Annotated in this window: 18 protein-coding genes; 12 read left to right on the top strand and 6 right to left on the bottom strand. The window is 77.1% G+C overall.

From position 1 onward, the window contains the following. Positions 1–350 precede the first annotated feature (350 nt). A complete protein-coding gene (locus F7P10_RS00165; RefSeq protein WP_151007511.1) occupies positions 351–788 on the top strand; it encodes a DoxX family protein in 438 nt (145 codons plus the stop codon). 72 nt (positions 789–860) lie between these two features. Here F7P10_RS00165 and F7P10_RS00160 read toward each other — a convergent pair whose 3' ends face one another. Further along, positions 861–1,931 (bottom strand): 3-oxoacyl-ACP synthase III family protein, encoded by a 1,071-nt coding sequence (locus F7P10_RS00160; RefSeq protein WP_151007510.1) that lies wholly within the window; start codon positions 1,929–1,931, stop codon positions 861–863. Between the two features lie 358 nt (positions 1,932–2,289). Here F7P10_RS00160 and F7P10_RS00155 point away from each other — a divergent pair, with 358 nt between their 5' ends. The 3 genes from F7P10_RS00155 to F7P10_RS00145 all read left to right on the top strand — a co-directional run bounded on the left by F7P10_RS00155 (position 2,290) and on the right by F7P10_RS00145 (position 6,077). Beyond that, entirely contained in the window at positions 2,290–3,327 is a 1,038-nt protein-coding gene (locus F7P10_RS00155) for an ACP S-malonyltransferase (protein ID WP_218040311.1), read from the top strand. A 14-nt stretch (positions 3,328–3,341) separates the two neighbouring features. After that, positions 3,342–5,273 carry an acyl-CoA dehydrogenase gene (locus tag F7P10_RS00150; protein WP_254716309.1) on the top strand — a complete coding sequence of 644 codons (1,932 nt, stop codon included), beginning with the start codon at positions 3,342–3,344 and terminating at the stop codon, positions 5,271–5,273. Between the two features lie 228 nt (positions 5,274–5,501). Then, on the top strand, positions 5,502–6,077 hold the full coding sequence (locus tag F7P10_RS00145) for a TerD family protein (RefSeq protein ID WP_151007509.1): 576 nt from the start codon (positions 5,502–5,504) through the stop codon (positions 6,075–6,077). 108 nt (positions 6,078–6,185) lie between these two features. Here F7P10_RS00145 and F7P10_RS00140 read toward each other — a convergent pair whose 3' ends face one another. Next, positions 6,186–7,895 carry a class I adenylate-forming enzyme family protein gene (locus F7P10_RS00140; protein ID WP_368077445.1) on the bottom strand — a complete coding sequence of 570 codons (1,710 nt, stop codon included), beginning with the start codon at positions 7,893–7,895 and terminating at the stop codon, positions 6,186–6,188. 249 nt (positions 7,896–8,144) lie between these two features. On the opposite strand from F7P10_RS00140, the gene F7P10_RS00135 reads away from it, so the two are divergent. The 8 genes from F7P10_RS00135 to F7P10_RS00105 all read left to right on the top strand — a co-directional run bounded on the left by F7P10_RS00135 (position 8,145) and on the right by F7P10_RS00105 (position 13,640). Continuing rightward, on the top strand, positions 8,145–8,924 hold the full coding sequence (locus tag F7P10_RS00135) for an HAD-IIA family hydrolase (RefSeq protein ID WP_151007508.1): 780 nt from the start codon (positions 8,145–8,147) through the stop codon (positions 8,922–8,924). Positions 8,925–9,094: 170 nt separating this feature from the next. After that, positions 9,095–9,964 carry a DUF3152 domain-containing protein gene (locus F7P10_RS00130; protein WP_254716308.1) on the top strand — a complete coding sequence of 290 codons (870 nt, stop codon included), beginning with the start codon at positions 9,095–9,097 and terminating at the stop codon, positions 9,962–9,964. 106 nt (positions 9,965–10,070) lie between these two features. Next, positions 10,071–10,697 (top strand): YigZ family protein, encoded by a 627-nt coding sequence (locus tag F7P10_RS00125; RefSeq protein WP_151007507.1) that lies wholly within the window; start codon positions 10,071–10,073, stop codon positions 10,695–10,697. A gap of 112 nt (positions 10,698–10,809) precedes the next feature. Next, on the top strand, positions 10,810–11,379 hold the full coding sequence (locus tag F7P10_RS00120) for a TetR/AcrR family transcriptional regulator (RefSeq protein WP_151007506.1): 570 nt from the start codon (positions 10,810–10,812) through the stop codon (positions 11,377–11,379). A 262-nt stretch (positions 11,380–11,641) separates the two neighbouring features. Then, positions 11,642–12,583 (top strand): iron-containing redox enzyme family protein, encoded by a 942-nt coding sequence (locus F7P10_RS00115; protein ID WP_254716307.1) that lies wholly within the window; start codon positions 11,642–11,644, stop codon positions 12,581–12,583. A 37-nt stretch (positions 12,584–12,620) separates the two neighbouring features. Then, a complete protein-coding gene (locus tag F7P10_RS45245; RefSeq protein ID WP_368077444.1) occupies positions 12,621–12,914 on the top strand; it encodes a 50S ribosomal protein L11 methyltransferase in 294 nt (97 codons plus the stop codon). Next, positions 12,911–13,384 carry a hypothetical protein gene (locus F7P10_RS45240; RefSeq protein WP_368077443.1) on the top strand — a complete coding sequence of 158 codons (474 nt, stop codon included), beginning with the start codon at positions 12,911–12,913 and terminating at the stop codon, positions 13,382–13,384. Before F7P10_RS45245 ends, F7P10_RS45240 begins: the two co-directional genes overlap by 4 nt. Continuing rightward, complete coding sequence (locus F7P10_RS00105; protein WP_151007505.1) at positions 13,359–13,640, top strand: CDGSH iron-sulfur domain-containing protein; 282 nt, start codon at positions 13,359–13,361, stop codon at positions 13,638–13,640. The genes F7P10_RS45240 and F7P10_RS00105 overlap by 26 nt, the downstream gene beginning before the upstream one ends. 30 nt (positions 13,641–13,670) lie before the next feature. Here F7P10_RS00105 and F7P10_RS00100 read toward each other — a convergent pair whose 3' ends face one another. The 4 genes from F7P10_RS00100 to F7P10_RS00085 all read right to left on the bottom strand — a co-directional run bounded on the left by F7P10_RS00100 (position 13,671) and on the right by F7P10_RS00085 (position 16,660). Beyond that, complete coding sequence (locus F7P10_RS00100; RefSeq protein ID WP_151007504.1) at positions 13,671–13,922, bottom strand: hypothetical protein; 252 nt, start codon at positions 13,920–13,922, stop codon at positions 13,671–13,673. A 135-nt stretch (positions 13,923–14,057) separates the two neighbouring features. Next, positions 14,058–15,128: an NAD-dependent epimerase/dehydratase family protein gene (locus F7P10_RS00095; RefSeq protein ID WP_151007503.1), complete on the bottom strand. Its 1,071-nt coding sequence runs from the start codon at positions 15,126–15,128 to the stop codon at positions 14,058–14,060. A gap of 78 nt (positions 15,129–15,206) precedes the next feature. Then, positions 15,207–15,980 (bottom strand): methylated-DNA--[protein]-cysteine S-methyltransferase, encoded by a 774-nt coding sequence (locus tag F7P10_RS00090; RefSeq protein ID WP_151007502.1) that lies wholly within the window; start codon positions 15,978–15,980, stop codon positions 15,207–15,209. Further along, positions 15,977–16,660, bottom strand: a complete 684-nt coding sequence (locus F7P10_RS00085) for an RNA polymerase sigma factor (RefSeq protein WP_151007501.1) — start codon at positions 16,658–16,660, stop codon at positions 15,977–15,979. Before F7P10_RS00085 ends, F7P10_RS00090 begins: the two co-directional genes overlap by 4 nt. Positions 16,661–16,736 lie beyond the last annotated feature (76 nt).

Genomic DNA, 16,736 nt, shown 5'->3' with positions numbered 1-16,736 from the left:
TGCCGGGACGAGCGCGGGCCCGGCCCCGACGATGCCGTGCCCGGCGCGGCGCCGGTGGGGGTGCCGCCCTTCGCGCACCCGCGCGCAGGCCCGGGGGCGGTGCCCGTCGCCGACGCCGAGCCGACCACGCTCGACCCGGCGTGGGCGCGGACGCCCCGGTCGCGCCGGCCGCCCGCGACCGCGGCCACCGGTTCCGGCCCGCGCACCTGACATCTGGTGAGGTGCTGACCTGCGACGACGGGGTGTCCAGAAGAATTTTGAGAAATGTCCGGGTGGATGTCGATCCGGCGGGGCGCCGTGCGACGCGTCAGTGAAAGGCCGATGAGACACCGCAGGGAAGGACCACCCCCATGACCGCGACCCACGCCCCCACCGCCGCTGCCCCCACCGCCGGGCGCCGCCCCGCCCCGCGGCGCGTCCTGTGGGGTGCGCAGATCCTGATCTCGGCGTTCCTGGTCTTCGCGTCCGGGCTGCCCAAGCTCGCCGGGCAGGCGGACGCCGTCGAGACCTTCGCCCTGCTCGGCTGGAACGACCTGATGCGCTACCTGGTCGGCGCCGTCGAGGTGGCGGGCGCGGTCGGCCTGGTGATCCCCCGGCTGGCCGGGCTCGCCGCGACCGGCCTGATCGGCCTGATGATCGGTGCCGTGCTCACCCAGATCCTGGTGATCGAGCCCGCGTGGGCGCTGTTCCCGGCCGCGCTCGGCGCCGTGTTCGCCGTCGTCGCCTGGGACCGCCGCGCCCAGACCCGCGCCCAGACCCGGGCACTGCTGGGCGCGCTGCGCCGCTGACGGTGCCGGACCGGGACGGCGGGCGGCTCCGGCCGCCCGCCGTCCCGCGCGTCCTCGTGCCCGGCGCCGAGGTCAGGTCGGCGGCCAGGTGATGATCGTGCGGCCCCAGGTCAGGCCCGCCCCGAACCCCGCCAGCAGCACCAGGCCGCCGGGCGCGGCCGGACGGGCGCGCAGCGCGGTGTCCAGCGCGTAGGGGAGGCTGGCGGCGCCGATGTTGCCGACGTCGTGGCCCGCGATGGCCAGCTGCCCGGGCTCGAGCCCGGCGCCCGGCGCCAGCGAGGCGACCAGCGCCGGGTTCGGCTGGTGCGGCACGACCAGCGCCAGGTCCGCGGGCTTGATCCCGGCCTCCTCGACGGCGTCGGCCACCAGCCGCGGGAACGTCGCGGTGATGAAATCGCGGACGGCGCGGCCGTCCATGTGGATGGTGTGGCCCTTCCCGGCCAGGGTCTCGGCCGAGGCGGGGCGGCGGCCGCCGCCCGCGGGGATCAGCACGTCGCCGGCGCGGGTGCCGTCCGAGCCGAGCGTGATCGGCCCGATCCCGTAGGGGGAGGGGACGGGCCCGACGACGGCCGCGGCGGCGCCGTCGCCGAACAGCGCGGCCGTCCCGCGGTCGCCGGGGTCGAGGAACTTGGAGTACACCTCCACGCCGATGACCAGCGCGCACGGCGGCGCGCCGCGCTGGGTGGCCAGCCAGCCGACCGCGGTCTGCAGCCCGTAGACGAAGCCGGTGCAAGCGGCGGCGACGTCGAAGGCGGCGGCGTGCCGGGCGCCCAGCAGCGCCTGGACGCGGCAGGCGGTGGACGGTCCGAGCTCGTCGGGCGTCGAGGTCCCCAGGACGATCAGGCCGATGTCGTCGGGGCCGAGCCCGGCGTCGGCCAGGGCGCGGCGGGCGGCGTGCGCGGCCAGGTCCGAGGACGCCTCGGACTCCCCGGCGACGCGGCGTTCGCGGATCCCGGTGCGGCGCTCGATCCAGCCGGGTTCCAGGCCCAGCGAGCGCGACACCTCCTCGCTGCGGACCCGCCGCCGCGGCAGGTGGGAACCGGTGCCGCGGATCGCCCAGCCCGGGGCCCGCCCGCCCGGTGCGCTCTCCCGCGGTCCGGTGCGCCGCCGTGCGGTCTGTGGTCGCTGCTTCGGCCAGGTCATGCGTCGCTCCCTCGCGCCCGGCGTGCGCCGGTGATCGTGGTCGGCTGCATTCTCGGCTGGTACGGCCGGACGGTCCGGGCCGGCCGTCACTGATCGGCCTCGCGCCGCCGGTCGCGCGGCCGGATTTCGGTCGCTCCATCCGCTCGCTGGTCCGGCCGCCGGACCGGCGGTCGCGCGGGGCGGTCCGAGCGTGCGCGGACCTCCGCTGATCTCCGGATTCCGGTGTGCCACCGACGGTTGCGAGACCGATCTTATGAGTGAATAATCCCAATTCGGGATTTCCGTTCTATATCGAGATGTTCAGCGGCCTTTATCCGAAAAGAAATGAGAGTCTTCCTTCCAGGTAAGGAGACACCGCGTGGCCTCGCCCTCTTTCCGCCCGGCCGACGAGCTCAAGCCCGACGACGTGTGCGCGTTCCTGTTCGCCGGAACCGGATCGGCCGCCGTCCCCGACCTCCCCGCCCTCGCCGCGCCGGGCCCCGCCGCCCGCGCGGTCGCCGACGTCCTGGACGCCGTCCAGGAGGGGCTGCCCTCCACCGGCTGGCCGTCGCTGCGGCGGATCCTGCTGGAGGACCCCGCCGCCTACCGTGAGGCGGCCCGCGCGCCCGGCGTCGCGCAGCTGTGCGGCTACGCCGCGTCCGTCGCCGTCGACCGGGCGCTGCGCGCCGCCGGCGTCGCGCCCGGCATCGCCGTCGGGCAGAGTTTCGGCGAGATCGCCGCGACGGTGTCGGCCGGCGCGTTCACGATCACCGACGGCGCCCGCATGGCCGTCGCGCTCGTGGACGTCCTGGCCCGCCGCGGCGCCGGCGGCGGCATGGCGCTGCTGGAGACCGGCGAGGACGGCGCCCGCGGCCGCATCGCCGCCGCCGGGACCGCCGACGTCGTCGTCGCCTGCCTCAACGCCCCCGGCGTCACGGTGGTGTCCGGGCCGGACGCGCCGCTGGAGCGGGTCCTGCAGGCCGCCCGCGACGGCGGTGTCCGCGCCGTCCGCCTCGCCGTCCCCTACCTGTCGCACCATCCCGCGATGGCCGGCGCCGACGACGAGTGGTACCGGACCATCCGCGCGTTCCCGCAGCGCCCGATGGAGATCGCCGTGCACTCCCCGGTGCGCGGCCGCGCCTACCGCGACGACGACGACCTGCACCGGGCGCTGGCCGACTGCATCGTCAAGCCCGTCCGGCTCCCCGACACGCTGCGGGAGGTCGCCGCCGCGGGCGCGACCGTGTTCACCGAGGCCGGGCCCGGCGACGCGCTGTGCCAGTGCGCCCGCCTCAGCGTGCCCGGCGCCCGCACCCTCGTCCCGCTGCGCGACCGGCCCCGCCGCCCCTCCGACGGCCGCGCCGCCGCGCCGTCCGGCAAGGCCGCCGCCAGCGCGGCCGTCGACCCCACCGCCTGACGGGAGCAGCCGCGATGACCGACACCACCCACGGCACCACCCCCGACACCACCCACGGCCCCGGCCCCGCGCCCTCGGACGCGCCGGACGCGGGGGCGGCGCCCGGGCCCATGAACGCCGGCGGCGCCCCCGACCCCGCCCTCCTGGCCTTCGTGCGGGGCGGCGCCCGCGACGAGGAGACCCGGCGGCGCCTCGCCGAGGCCGTCCCCGCCGACTGCTTCTCCTACCCCGACGGGCTCACCGCCCGCGAGCGCCAGGCCCTCACCTACCGGCGGCTGCGCCGCGCCGGGCTCGCCGCCCCGCCCGCCGCCCGGCTGCTGGACGACCCGCCGCTGCTGTGCGCGCTGCTGGAACGTGCCGCCATCGCCGACCCGGCCCTCTTCCACGTCACGATGCTGCACTACACCCTCGCCTACGGACCGGTCCTGCGGTTCGGCGCCGGGCAGCAGGACGGACCGGACGGACCCGGCGGCGCGGCAGGCGCCGCACTGGCCTCGATGGACTCCTTCGGCACCCTGCTGATGACCGAGGTCGGCCGCAGCAACAGCCACCTCTCGCCCCGGACCATCGCGCGCCACGACCCCGCCACCGGCGGGTTCGTGCTGTCCACCCCCGACGCCGCCGCCGCCAAGTTCCCCACCAACACCGCCCACCCCGCGCTGCCCAAGACCGCCGCCGTCTACGCCACCCTCGAGCACGGCGGCCGGGAGCGCGGCGTGTTCGTGTTCATGGTGCCGCTGCGCGGGCCCGGCGGCCGCATCACCGACGGCGTCCGCATCGTCCCCGCGCCCGAGACGAGCGGCCTGCAGATCGACTACGGCGCCGTCCGCCTGGACGGGCTGCACGTCCCCCACGAGGCGTGGCTGCGCGACGGCGCGTCCATCGGCCCCGGCGGCGAGTTCCACGACCCCGCCGGGATGCCCGCCGCGCGGCTCACCCGCTCGATGGCGATCGCGCCCGCGGTGTGGCGGGCCGTCATCTCCGCCTCGGCCGCGATCACCCGCGCCTCCGCCGGGATGCTGCTGGCGCACTCGGCGGGCCGCGCCACCCTCGGGCGGCTCGCGCCCCGCCGCGCCCTCACCGACTACGCCAACCAGCGGGAGGCGGTGCTGGGCGCCCTCGCGTCCGGGTACGCGCTCACCGCGCTCGCCGCGCACGTCCAGGCCCGCCGCACCTCCGCCGACGCGCCCGGCGCCACCGCCGGCGGCGCCGCCGGCTCCGGTCCCGACACCGCGTGGGCACCCTGGTCGGCCGTCGACCGGGACCTGGCGCTGCTGAAGGCCGCCGCGACCGTCCAGGCGCAGGAGACCGTGTCGGCCTGCCGCGTGCACAGCGGCGCCCCCGGCTTCGCCGCCGTCGAACGCCTCAACGCCTACCGGGGCCTGACGCACGCCTACATGAACGCCGGCGGCGACAACGAACTGATCCTCTACGACACCGCCCGCGCGATGGCCGACCTGGACCGCTACACGCCCCCGCCCGCCGAACCGGGCCCGCCCGGCGGCGGCGACCCGGCCTCCCCGGCGGTCTGGCGGTGGCTGGCGGCCGAGACCGAACGGCGGATGCGCGACCGCCTCGCCGCGCGCGTCGCCGCCGCCCGCGACGCCGGCGCCGACGCGTTCACCGCGTGGAACGGCAACCTCGTCCTGGCCGCCCGCACCGCCACCGCCTGCGCCGACCGCATCACCGTGGAGATCCTCGGCCGCGCCCTGGACACCGGCCCGGCGCCGCTGCGGCCGGTGCTGACCCTGCACGCGCTCAACATGATCGACCGGCGCGCCGCCGACCTGCTCAACGAGGGGGTGCTGCCGCCGGGCGCGCTGGAGGAGGTGTGGGCGGCGCGGCGCCGGGTGTGCGACGAGCTGGCCCCGCGGGCCGGGGACCTCGCCGCCGCGTTCGACCTGCCCGCCGAGATCACCGCGCCGACCGCCTTCCTCACCGGCTGACCCACCGGCTGACCCGGCCGCGCGGCCTCGCGCTCCCGGGCGTCGCGCTCCCTGCACGCCGTCCCCGGGGCCGGGGACGCGCACAACACGACGGCCAAACCGGACAAACGTGCACGCCACGCCGCGACTTGCCCGAGGATGCGGGGGAACCCGCGCGAGGTCACTACCGTTCTCGTAGGAGACCCGCGCGGGTGACCGGCACCCGCCGTCGATACGGAGGTAGCAACAGTGGGAGTCAGTCTGAGCAAGGGCGGCAACGTCTCGCTGACGAAGGAGGCTCCCGGACTGACCGCCGTGGTGGTGGGTCTGGGCTGGGACGTGCGCACCACGACCGGAAGCGACTTCGACCTGGACGCCAGCGCCCTGCTGCTCAACGGCGAGAACCGGGTCCTGTCGGACCAGCACTTCATCTTCTTCAACAACCTCAAGAGCCCCGACGGCTCGGTCGAGCACACCGGCGACAACCTCACCGGTGAGGGCGAGGGCGACGACGAGCAGATCAAGGTCGGCCTGTCCACCGTCCCGGCCGACGTCAGCAAGATCGTGTTCCCGGTGTCGATCTACGACGCCGACAGCCGCCAGCAGAACTTCGGCCAGGTCCGCAACGCGTTCATCCGCGTGGTGAACCAGGCCGACAACAGCGAGATCGCGCGCTACGACCTGTCGGAGGACGCCTCGACCGAGACCGCGATGGTGTTCGGAGAGCTGTACCGCAACGGCGACGAGTGGAAGTTCCGCGCCGTCGGCCAGGGCTACGCCTCGGGCCTGACGGGCATCGCGTCCGACTTCGGCGTGAACGTCTGACGCCACCGCGCACGCGGCGGAGGGGGCGTCCCGGGAACCGGTTCCCGGGACGCCCCCTCCGCCGCGCGGACCCCGCCCCGGCGGCCGGACCCGGCCACCGGGCCCCGGCTACCGGGGGGCGCCCAGCAGCTCCTCCCGCAGCCGCGTCTTGAGGATCTTCCCGCCGGGGTTGCGGGGCAGGTCCTCGCCCCGCAGCCACCAGTGCGCGGGCACCTTGAACGCCGCGATCCGCGCGGCCAGGAACTCCCGCGCCTCCTCGGCGGTGAGGGACGCGCCCGGCCGCGGGACGACCACGGCGCCGACCTCCTCGCCCAGCACGTCGTGCGGGACACCGATCACCGCGCAGTCGGCCACCGCCGGATGCTCGTACAGGGCCGCCTCCACTTCGGCGCAGTACACGTTCTCCCCGCCCCGGATCAGCATGTCCTTGGCCCGGTCGACGATGTAGACGAACCCGTCGGCGTCCACGCGGGCCAGGTCGCCGCTGTGGAACCAGCCGTCCACGAACGCGCGGGCGGTCTCCTCGGGCCGGTTCCAGTACCCCTTGATGACGTTGGGGCCCTTGATCAGCAGCTCGCCGACCTCGCCCGCCGGCACCTCCGCGCCGTCCGGCCCGACGACCCGGACGTCGCAGACCGCCACCGGCGGGCCGACGCTGTCGGGATGCTCCAGGTAGTTCACGCCGCCGTTGTAGGTGGTGACCGAGGACGTCTCGGTCAGCCCGTACCCGTTGCCGGGCACCCGCTCGGGCAGCCGCTCGCGGATCTTGTCGACCAGCGCCGGCGCGGCGGGCGCGCCGCCGTAGCTGACCCCGGTCAGGCTGGAGGTGTCGTATTCGCCGAAGTCGGGGGAGGTCAGCACCTGCCAGGCCATGGTGGGGACGCCGCCGAACCCGGTGACCCGCTCCCGCTCGATGAGCCGCAGCGCCGTCGGGACGTCCCACTTGTACATCAGCACGACGGTGCCGCCCTGCAGCGCGCTGGACACCAGCACCGAGTGGCAGCCGGTGGCGTGGAACAGCGGGACGCTCAGCAGCGTGCAGCGGCGCTGCGGCGCCGTCAGCTCCCCAAGCGCGCGGCCCGCGCGGACCCCGGCGGAGGCCAGCCCGTAGGCGAGGCCGATCGGATTGCCGGTGATGTTGCGGTGCGTGCCCAGTGCCCCCTTGGGACGCCCGGTGGTGCCGGAGGTGTAGAAGATCGTCGCGTCGTCCTCGGGGGCGAGCGCGACGTCGGGCGGGACGGCCGCCGCCGGGCCGCCCGCGGCGGCCAGCGCCGCGTCGACGACGGCGTCGAAGTCGGCGGCGCCGGGCGGGAGGTCCGCGCCGGGCCGGGCGACCAGGACGGTGAGGTCCGGCGCGGGCCGCGCGCCGGCGAGGCGTTCGGCGCGCTGCGCGTCGGCGACCAGCACCGCGGCTCCGCTGTCGCGCAGCCCGTACTCCAGTTCCGCGGCGCTCCACCAGGCGTTCAGGGGGACCACGACGGCGCCCGCGGCGGCCGCGCCGAAGAACGCCACCGACCACTGCGGGTAGTTGCGCATCGCGATCGCGACCCGGTCTCCCTTGCGGACCCCGTACCGCTCGGTGAGGGCCCGGGCGAACGCCGCGGCCCGCGCGTAGTGGGCGGCGAAGGTCAGCCGGTCGTCCTCGTAGACGATGAAGTCGGCCGCGCCGTGGGCGCGGGACGCCTCCAGCACGTCCCGCAGGGTGGGCGGGGCGTGCTTCCACACGCGGGTCCGCACCCCGCGGATGTCGACCTCGTCCATCTCGAACGGCTGCCCGGGGGCCGTCATGGCGGCCCGGACCTCGGCGATGCTCTGCACGTTCGCGCCTCCCGCGGTCGCGGCGCCCCCGCCCGGCACCGTACGCCGAACATGGTTCGGTGCGCCGTCCCGGAAATGTATGACCGGCGTCACGTCCCGGTCAACGCCCCGGCCCGCCCGCGCGTCCCCCGCGGCCCCGGCCCACCCGCCGTCCGGGGTGGCCGTCCGGGGTGGCCGTCCGGGCCCGGCCGCCGCCCGCCGAGGTGTCGGCCGTCCGGAGCGGTGATCGTCACCTGCGACAATGGGGACATGACCGAGCGCGGGCCCATCGAGTACTGGTTGTCGGACATGGACGGGGTCCTGGTGCACGAGGGGCGGCCCGTCCCCGGAGCCGAGGAGTTCGTGGAGCGCCTCGCCGCCTCCGGCAAGCCCTTCCTGATCCTGACCAACAACTCCATCTACACCCGGCGCGACCTGTCGGCGCGGCTGGCGGCGCTCGGGCTGCGGGTGCCCGCGGAATCGATCTGGACGTCGGCGCTGGCGACCGCCCGTTTCCTGGCCGACCAGCGCCCGCAGGGCTCGGCGTACGTGATCGGCGAGGCGGGCCTGACGACGGCGCTGCACGAGAACGACTTCGTGCTGACCGACATCGACCCCGACTACGTGGTGCTGGGGGAGACCCGCACCTACAGCTTCTCGCAGATCACCAAGGCGATCCGGCTGATCGAGGGCGGCGCCCGGTTCGTGGCGACCAACCCCGACCCGATCGGCCCGTCCCCCGAGGGCGCGCTCCCGGCGTGCGGCGCGGTCGCCGCGATGATCACGCGGGCCACGAAGGTGGACCCCTACTTCGTCGGCAAGCCGAACCCGCTGATGATGCGGACGGCGCTGAACCGGGTCGGCGGGCACAGCGAGTCCACCGCGATGATCGGCGACCGGATGGACACCGACATCGTCGCGGGCGTCGAGGCCGGGCTGGAGACGATCCTGGTGCTCACCGGGGTGACGCGCGAGGACGAGATCGGCCGGTTCCCCTTCCGCCCGTCGCGGGTGGCGGCCTCCATCGCCGACCTGCTCGACCTGATCTGAGCCCCCCGGGGGGCGCCCGCGGCGGGCGCCTTCGTTACGATCATCACCGTCACGATCAGTGACGATCTCCTCGCACCGGCGGCGCACGGGGGCGCGCGGGCGCGGCTCCCGGCCGTGCGGCGGCGCGCCGCTTTCCGCCCTTCCGGTGCCCGACCGCCGAGCGGAGCACCGTGCACGATCTCCAGGACCCGGCCGCCGCGCCCCGGCCGTCCCGGCGCCGCCGGTGGTCCCGCCGCCGGGCGCGGTGGGCGGCGGGCACGGCCGCCGCGCTGGCGCTGGGCGCCGGTGCGGCGGTGCTGTCCCAGACCGTGCCGGGGGACGCGCGCCCCGGGCCCGCGCAGGCGCCCCGGACCGCCGGCACCCCCGCCCGGACGCCCGCCCGGACGCCCGCGAGCGGCCCGGCGGACGCCGCGGCCGCACCCGCGCCGGGCGCGGCCGCCGCGCCGGGACGGGCCGATGGAGGGCCGCTCGTCAACGGGCGGCGGCAGCCCGCACCCGTGGACGTCCCGCGGTCGGCGGCCGGCGCGTACACCGTCGTGCCGGGCACCGCCGAGCCGCCCGCCGGGACGGGCGGGCCCGTCGTGGAGTACCTGGTCGAGGTCGAGCGGGGGCTGCCGTTCACCGGCGGCGGGTTCGCGGCCGCGGTGCACCGCGTCCTCAACGACCCGCGCGGCTGGGGCCACGGCGGAAAGATGCGGTTCCGGCGGGTGAGCGAGGGCCCGGTGCGGTTCCGGGTGTCGCTGTCGAGCCCGGCGCTGACCGACCGCGTGTGCGCGCCGCTGATCACCGGCGGGGAGCTGTCGTGCCGCGAGGGCGAACGGTCGGTGATCAACGCGCTGCGGTGGGCCGAGGGCGACGACTCCTACGGCGGCGACGTCCTGTCCTACCGGGAGTACCTCGTCAACCACGAGGTGGGGCACGCGCTCGGGCACGGCCACCGGTCGTGTCCCGGCGCGGGCGAGCGGGCGCCGGTGATGGTGCAGCAGACCAAGTCGCTGTACGGGTGCCGCCCCAATCCCTGGCCGCACCCGGAGGAGTGACCCGGAGGAGTGACCCGGACGGGCCGGTCCGGGCGCTCGGGAGAGGGGCGTGCGGCCGGTAGGGTCGGGCGATGATCCTCGGCCCGCGTTCCCCCCGGCGGCGGCCGTGCGCATGATCGGCCGGGGCGTCACGCACGAGCTGGAGATCCGCCGCTCCCGGTTCGCCTGCACGCTGGCGCGGGTGGCCGACGAGGGCGAGGCCGTCGCGTTCCTGGCCGCGCACCGCCGGGCGCACCGCGACGCCGCCCACAACTGCACCGCCTACGTGGTCGGCGAGCACGGCGAGATCACCAGGAGCAGCGACGACGGGGAACCGGCCGGGACGGCCGGGATCCCGATGCTGGAGGTGCTGGTGCGGCGCGGGCTGACCGGGACCGCGGCGGTCGTCACCCGCCACTTCGGCGGCGTGAAGCTGGGGGCGGGCGGGCTGGTGCGCGCCTACGGGCAGGCGGTGTCGGGGGCGGTCGACGCGGCCGGGGTGGTGGAACTGCGGACGGTGGTGACGGTGACGGCCGTGGTCGGGCACGCGCTGGCGGGCCGGTTCCTCGGCGACCTGCACGCGCGGTGGGCGCAGCCGTCCGCCGTCCGGTACGGCGCCGGGGTCGAGGCGGACGTGGCGGTCCCGGCCGAGCGGGTGGAGGAGTTCGCGGCGTGGGCCGCGCGGGTCACGGCGGGCCGCGCGGTCGTGCGGCGCGGCGCCGCCGGGCACGTGGAGGTCCCGGTCACCGGGTGAGGGCACGCCCGGCCCGTGCCCGGCCCCGCATGCCGGTTCAACGGTGAGACGGCGTGTCCCGCGAACGAAACGTCCCGTCGACGGAGGTGAGGGGGCTGTAGCCTTGCGGGCGATGACCAGGAGCACGGTGGTGCGCGACCACGTCCGCGCGGGGATCCTCGACGCGGCGGCCTCGGTGCTCGCCGAACGCGGCGAGCAGGCGAGCATGGCCGACATCGCGCGGGCCGCGGGCGTCGCCCGCGCGACCCTGGACCGGTACTTCCCTGACCGCGGCGCGCTGCTGCGCTCCCTCTACGAGACGGCGTTCGCCGACCTGACCGCACGGCTGGCCGACGCCGACCTCGACAGCGTCTCCACCGAGGAGGCGATCGCCCGGATGACCCGCGCGACGATCGCCGCGATCAGCCGGTACCGGGCGCTGGGGCTGCTCGACAAAGGCCCCGGGGAGGCCCGCCGCGTCGACGCCCGCCTCGTCGGGCCGCTGCGCGCGGTGTTCGAGCGCGGCGCCGCCGACGGGTCCCTGCGCGGCGACCTGCCCGTCCACACTCTCGCCGAGCTGTACTTCAGCCTGCTGGAGGGCGTGGTGTCGCGCGTCGTCCGGCAGCGGATGGGCGTGGAGGAGGCCGCCGCGGCCGTCACCGCCCTCTTCCTGACCGGCGCCCTGGCCCGCCCCGTCCGCTGACGCCCCGCCCCGCCCCGCTGCGCCGCCGCGCGAGCGGGCGCCGCGCGGGCCGCGTATGGGGCGGCGGGTGAGCGGGTATCCCGGGGGCGATGCACGCCCGACCACGGGGAGGGGCCATGGCGACCGAGCCGGGCGCGGCACCGCGGCCACCGGGACGCGGGCCGGACACGGCGCCCGTCCCGCCGCAACCGCGCGGCCCGCTGTCACGCGCCGTGATCGAGACCCTCGCGGGCCGCCCCCGGCGCCGCCGCTGCGGGAGGCCGTGTCCGCCGACCCCTACGGCGAGGATCTGCAGCTGGCGCTGCACGTCTGCTACGAACTGCACTATCGCGGTTACGCCGGCGTCGATCCGGACTGGGAGTGGGACCCCGAACTGCTGCGGCTGCGCGGCGCGCTGGAGACGGTCTTCCTCGACGCCCTGCGCACCGGCACCGCACCGCCCGCCAGCGGCGGGCGCGAAGCGCGGGCGGAGCTGGAGGACGTCCTGGGCGGGCTGCTGGAGGAACCGGACGGCAACGGCGGCGTCGCGGGGCATCTGCGCGACGCCGGCGAGCGGTGGCAGCTTCTGGAGCACGCAGCGCACCGCTCCGTCTACCACCTGAAGGAGGCCGACCCGCACGCCTGGGCGATCCCGCGGCTGCAGGGCCGGGCCAAGACGGCGCTGGTCGCGGTCGAGCACGACGAGTTCGGCGGCGGCCGCGCCGACCGCATCCACGCCGGCCTGTACGCCGACCTCCTGGAGGACCTGGGGCTGGACCCGTCCTACGGCGCCTACGTCGACGCGGCACCCGCCCCGATGCTGGCGACCGTCACCATGATGTCGTGCTTCGGGCTGCACCGGGCGCTTCGCGGAGCCCTCGTCGGGCATTTCGCCGCCGCCGAGATCACCACGCCGCCCGCGGCGCGCGCGATGGTGGGGGCGCTGGACCGGCTGGGCGCCGGGCCGCGGGCACGGCTGTTCTACACCGAGCACATCGAGGCCGACGCCGTCCACGAGCAGGTGCTGCGGCACGACGTGATCGGCGGGCTCCTGGCGGCCGAACCGGAACTGGCGGCGGACGTGACGTTCGGAGTGCGGGCCACGGGACTGCTGGAGGACCGGCTGGCCGCGCACCTGCTGGAGGCCTGGCGGGCCCGCCCGCCGCGTTCGTCGCTGCGGCGCCCCCTCCCGCCGGCGGCCCGCACCGGCCCCGGAGCCGGGTGAGGGGTTTCCCCTCGTGCCCTCGCGGTACACGAGCGGTGTGCTGCTGTTGAGGCCGCCGGGCGTGTACCGGCCGCAGGCCGACACCGCGCTGCTGGCGGACGTGCTGACCCGCGCGGGGATCGCGGCCGGAGCCCGGGTCCTGGACGTGGGCACCGGGACGGGCTCGGTGGCGGTGGCGGCCGCGCGCTGCGGAGCCCGCGAGGTCGTCGCGGTGGACGTGGCGGCGGGCGCGGTGCTGGCCGCCCGGGTCAACGCGCGGCTGCGGAACCTCCCGGTGCGGGTGCTGCGCGGCGACCTGTTCGCCCCGGTCGCGGGGAGCGGTTCGACGTGATCGTCGCCAACCCCCCGTACGTGATCGGCGACGCCGTCCCCGCCGCCGTGCGCGGCCGCGCCCGCGCATGGGAGGCGGGCCCGCGCGGCCGGGCGCTGCTGGACCGGATCTGCGCGCAGGCCCCGTCCCATCTGGCGCCGGGCGGGACGCTGCTGCTGGTGCAGTCGTCGCTGAGCGGGGTGGCGGCGACGCTCGTGGCGCTGCGGCGGGCCGGCACCCGTCCGGTGGTGGCGGCCCACCGGGACGAGCCGTTCGGCCCGGTGATGCGGCGCCGGGCCGCCCTCCTGGAGGCGCGGGGCGCCGTGCGGCGGGGGCAGCGGCGGGAGGAACTGGTGGTGGTGCGCGCCGACCGGACGGGGACGCGCGGCCGCGACCACCCCGGGCGCGTCGGAGGGGACGGCCCCGGGAGCGATGCGGGAGGTAGCGATGCGGGAGGTGAGGGCGATGACGGCAGGCGACGGGCGGCCTGACCGGCGCCGGGTGCGGCCGGTCCCGGGCGGCCCCGTCCTGGTGGAGGGGCCGGTCGAGGTGGAGCTCGAGGACGGCCGCGTCGTGGTGTCGGACCGCTTCACGGTGGCGCTGTGCGTCTGCCGCCGCAGCCGCGCCTACCCGTTCTGCGACGCCAGCCACCGCCGCCGACCCCGCCGGGCGCGGTCCCCGCGCGGCACCGGCACCGGCGGAGCCGGAGCCGGTGCCGAGGACGGCGGGAACGAGCGGCCCCGCTGATCGATCAGAGGGCGGCCGGCGTGGTGCGGATCAGCCGCCCAGGCTGTCGAGGGCGACGTCGAGGCGCTGGGCGAGCTGCTCGAGCTGCTCCTCGTTCGCGCCGGTGTCCAGCTCCGCGATCACCGCGTCGCGGGTGGTGATCACCATGGCGTCGTCGGGTTCGCCGCCGCGGCCGGGCGTCGCGGGGACCACGGCCGCCTCGCCCCGCACGACGACGAGCGCGGCGTCGCGATCGGTGGAGGCCAGCAGGTCGTGCAGGTGCGCGGATGTGATCGTCGCCATGGAAGCCCTCCTCGGGTGGACCGGCCCGGCCCGCCGGGGCGGGCGCGCGTCCCGGCGGGCCGGGGGAGTCTCGGTGTGGTCGGATGCGGCAAACGGATGCGGTGGGCCGCCGGGCGGCGCGGGCGGCCGGGCGGATCAGGGGCGGCGGCCGATGCCGGTGGCGAACTCGCGGACGCGCGCCGGGCCGCCGGTCCCGGGCGCCAGCGGCGGGGTGTCGCGCCCCGCGCCGGTGCGCAGCCCCTCCAGGAACTCCAGCAGCGCCTCGCGGGACGAGTGCCGCGGCGTCCACCCCAGTTCCGTGCGGGCCCGCGCGGTGTCCATGACCGGCAGCTCCATCGCCAGGTCGAACAGCCCCGGCGCGGCGGGCACCAGGTGCATGCCCCACGCCGCGGCGAGCGCGGCCCGCACCCCGCGCTGCGGGACCCGCACGGTGCGGGCGCCCAGCAGGTCGGCGAGCTCGGCGGCGTCGATGACCGGGTCGGCGGCGATGTTGAACGGGCCGCGGACGTCCCCGAGCACGGCGAGCCGGAACGCCTCGCCCGCGTCGGCCGAGTGCAGCACCTGCAACCGCAGCCCGGGCATGTCCGGCACGACCGGGATCCGGTCCGCGCGGGCCAGGCGGCCGGGCAGCAGCGGCCCGGCGAACAGCCGCCGCTGCTGCGAGGCGGTCTGCCGCTCGAACACGAACCCGGGACGGATCCGCACCACGCGCACGCCGGGGTGCCGGGCCTCGAACGCGTCCAGGAGCCGCTCGACGTAGGCCTTCTCCCGGCTGTAGGCGGCGCCGGGCCACCCGTGCGTGGGCCAGGACTCCTCGACGGCGCGGTCCTTGGGACCCGGCGAGTAGGCCCCCACCGACGAGGAGTACACCAGCGCGGGCACTCCCGCCTCGGCGGCCGCGTCGAACACGCGGGCGCTGCCGACCGCGTTGGCGTCCCACGTCACCGCCGGGCGGTGGGTGGGCTGGAACAGCCAGGCCAGGTGGACGACCGCGTCGGCGCCGCGCATCGGCGCGACCAGGTCGCTGTCGGTGACATCGGCCTCGACCCATTCGGTCTTGCCGGTGTCGCCCGCGCCCGCGCCCGAGCCCGCGCCGGGCGGGCGGCGCGCCAGCGCCGTGATCCGGGTGACGCCCGGATCGGCGGCCAGGGCCCGCACGGTGCTGGTACCGATGTTGCCGGTGGCGCCGATCACCACGACGCGCATGATCGTTACCTCCTCGGTTCGTCCCCGCAGGTGGACGCCCCATTCCCGCCTCGTCCGGAACTATGCGGGACGACCGGGTCAGACGGGGCGGCAGCGCGCGCAGGGCCGGTACCCGGCCGCGCGCGCGGCGGTCAGGTCCGTGAAGCCGCGGCGGTGCGCGGGGGCGATGCGGCGCGCGTCGCCGCAGGTCGGGTAGCACACGATGCCGGTGGTGTCGCTGCCGATCAGCCGCGCGCCGCGCCGCGCGGGGCCGGTGAGGCCGGTCACGTCGACGTCCTCGCCGCGCAGCAGCGCCAGCTTGGCGTCGGCGCCGAACACGTACCCGCCGGCGGACCCGTCGGAGCGGGTGACGCGATGGCAGGGGATCAGCAGCGGGACGGGGTTGCGGCCCAGCGCCGACCCGACGGCCCGTACCGCGCGCGGGTGCCCGGCCTCCCGCGCCACCCACGCGTACGGGCGGGTCTGGCCGCGGGGGATGGCGGCGGCGGCGCGCAGCACCGCGGCCTCGAACTCGCTGAGGCCGCGCAGGTCGAGGGGGACGTCGCCGGGGCGGCCGGTGCGCAGCGCGGGCACCAGCCCGGCGGGGGGACGTTCGGCGGGCAGCAGCGGCCGCGCGAACCGTTCGCGGAACGCGGCGGTGAACGCCTCGGTGTCCAGTCCCGCGCGCAGGAACGCCACGCCGTGGTCGGTGAAGGCCACGTGCAGGCCGGGCAGGGGGCCGGGGACGCGGACGCGGCGGGCGGCGACGCGGTCCAGGAGCGCCGCCGGGGCGTCGGCGGCCAGCCCGGCCAGGTCGGCGGCCAGGTCGGCGGGCCGGCCGGTGGGCGGGTCGGCGGGATCGGTGCGGGTCATCGGATGCCCCCTTGCCGTGCGGGACGCCGCTCCCGGTGGTCGCGGTCGCCGTCATGCGTGGGCTGGTGCCGGTCGTCGTGCATGGGCTCGTGCGTGGGCTGGTGCTGGGCGCGGGCGGCGCGCAGCCGGGCCAGGCCCCGGGAGATGTGCGATTTGACCGTGCCCTGCGGCAGGTCCATCACCTCGGCGATCTCGGCGACGGGCAGGTCCACGACGTGCCGCAGGACCACGGCGGCGCGCTGCCGCTCGGGCAGGCCCGCCAGCAGCGCCGCCAGTTCCCGGCCGGTCTCGTGGCGGGCGGCGGCGTCCTCCACGCCCTCCGCCGGGTCCGGCGGGTCCCCGGCCTCCTCCAGCGGCCCCGGCCGCGGGCGCCGCGCCGCCGACCGCAGCCCGTTGCGCCACAGGTTCATCAGGATCGTCAGCAGCCACGCGCGGGGCCGCAGCCCGGCGATCCGGTCGGGGCCGTAGCCGCACAGCGCCCGGTAGGCGCGCAGGAACGCCTCGGCGGCCAGGTCCTCGGCCTCGGCCCACCGCCCGCACAGCCGCAGCGCGGTGGAGAACACCACCCCGCGGTACGCCTCGTACAGCACCGCGAAGCCCGCGTCGAGGTCGCCGGTGAGCGCCGCGGCGACCTCGGCGCCGCGCTCGTCCGGCGGGGCCTGTTCGTCCGTTACCGTCACCTCTGTTCAACACCGTGGGACGCTGGCCGGTTGCAGCCCGCCCGTCCGGTGCGGGACGGCCGCCCGGCGGGCACGG

Source organism: Actinomadura sp. WMMB 499, assembly GCF_008824145.1.
Lineage (GTDB): Bacteria > Actinomycetota > Actinomycetes > Streptosporangiales > Streptosporangiaceae > Spirillospora.
Note: the sequence above shows the minus strand (reverse complement) of the source record. Positions and strands in the feature narration are given on the sequence as shown.

Bases quoted from the DNA above. Each gene is read 5' to 3' on its own strand.
- F7P10_RS00135 (WP_151007508.1), top strand. From the start codon at position 8,145: ATGACCGAGCGCGGGCCCATCGAGTACTGGTTGTCGGACATGGACGGG.
- F7P10_RS00150 (WP_254716309.1), top strand. From the start codon at position 3,342: ATGACCGACACCACCCACGGCACCACCCCCGACACCACCCACGGCCCC.
- F7P10_RS00160 (WP_151007510.1), bottom strand. From the start codon at position 1,931: ATGACCTGGCCGAAGCAGCGACCACAGACCGCACGGCGGCGCACCGGA.
- F7P10_RS00095 (WP_151007503.1), bottom strand. From the start codon at position 15,128: ATGCGCGTCGTGGTGATCGGCGCCACCGGCAACATCGGTACCAGCACC.
- F7P10_RS00165 (WP_151007511.1), top strand. From the start codon at position 351: ATGACCGCGACCCACGCCCCCACCGCCGCTGCCCCCACCGCCGGGCGC.
- F7P10_RS00105 (WP_151007505.1), top strand. From the start codon at position 13,359: ATGACGGCAGGCGACGGGCGGCCTGACCGGCGCCGGGTGCGGCCGGTC.
- F7P10_RS00120 (WP_151007506.1), top strand. From the start codon at position 10,810: ATGACCAGGAGCACGGTGGTGCGCGACCACGTCCGCGCGGGGATCCTC.
- F7P10_RS00100 (WP_151007504.1), bottom strand. From the start codon at position 13,922: ATGGCGACGATCACATCCGCGCACCTGCACGACCTGCTGGCCTCCACC.
- F7P10_RS00090 (WP_151007502.1), bottom strand. From the start codon at position 15,980: ATGACCCGCACCGATCCCGCCGACCCGCCCACCGGCCGGCCCGCCGAC.